This is a genomic window from Kitasatospora sp. NPDC101176, from assembly GCF_044768035.1.
Lineage (GTDB): Bacteria > Actinomycetota > Actinomycetes > Streptomycetales > Streptomycetaceae > Kitasatospora.
In genome coordinates this window covers 1-1,194 of sequence record NZ_JBIWPA010000073.1, presented here as the reverse complement: position 1 = coordinate 1,194, position 1,194 = coordinate 1, and the positions used below count along the sequence as shown (strand labels likewise).

The window sequence follows — 1,194 nt, the reverse complement described above, 5'->3', positions numbered from 1 at the left end:
CGGCGAGGACGAGGTGTCCGGCGCCCTGTTCGGCGAGGCGGCGGGCGACCTGCAGGCCGAGGCCGCCGAGGCCGCCGGTGACGAGGTAGCTGCCCCTCCCCGACAGTTCGACGCGCTGGTCGAAGGTCAGCACGACCTTGCCGGTGTGCCTGGTGTGCTGCATGTGGGTGTAGGCCTGCGCCGCCCGGGCGCGGGGGAACACCGTCACCGGCAGCGGACGGAGCCGGCCGGCCGCGAACATCGCCCCGAGCTCCTCGAACAGTCCGGGCAGCAGCGTGGCGTCGAGTTCGGCGTCGTCCCCGAGGTCGAACGGGAAGTACCCGGCGTCCGGGCGCTCCCGGCGCATCCGCTCCGGCGACCAGATGCCCAGCTTGCCCATCTCGACGAAGCGCCCGTCCTTGGCGAGCACGGAGAGGCCCGCCGGGATGAACTCGCCGTTCAGGCTGTTGAGGACGACGTCGACGCCCTGCCCGCCGGTGGCGGCCGCGACCTCGTCGGCGAACGAGGTGCTGCGCGAGTCGAAGACGTGGGCGACCCCGAGGGCCCGGACCGCGTCGTGCTTGGACGCGCTCGCGGTGGCGAACACCTCCGCGCCGAGCGCCAGGGCGATCTGCACGGCGGCGCCGCCGACCCCGCCGGAGGCGGCGTGGATCAGCACCCGCTCGCCGGCCCGGAGCCCGGCCAGCCGGGTGAGCGCGTAGTGGGCGGTCAGGAAGGCCAGCGGGACGGTGGCGCCCTCGGCCATGGTCAGTCCGGCGGGCAGCGCCGCGACCTGGCCGGCGCCGACCGTGACGAAGTCGGCGAAGCCGCCCTCGGCCATCGCGATCACCGGATCGCCGACGGCCAGTCCGGTCACCCCGGCGCCCACGGCGGCCACGACGCCCGCGCACTCGAAGCCCAGCGGGACGTCCGCGGCCCGGTCGAGGCCGTACGCGTCCGCGTAGTGCTCCCGCATCATGCCCAGCATGATCAGCACGTCGCGGAAGTTCAGGCCGGCCGCCCGCACCCGGATCTCGACCTCGCCCGCGCCGGGCGCCCGCCGCTCCAGCGGCTCGGCCCGCAGGTCGTCCGCGGTGCCGTACTCGCCGAGCACCAGCTTGACGGCGCCGGTGTCGGGGGTGGGGTTGGTGGTGGGGGTGAGGGTGGGGGTGTGGCGGGTTTGTCCGCGGAGGGCGCTGTGGGGGTGGTGGGTGG

Annotated in this window: 1 protein-coding gene; it reads right to left on the bottom strand. The window is 75.4% G+C overall.

The window, feature by feature from the left end:
* On the bottom strand, nt 1–1,194 hold a 1,194-nt coding region (locus ACIRS1_RS38450), incomplete at both ends, for a zinc-binding dehydrogenase (RefSeq protein ID WP_402847323.1).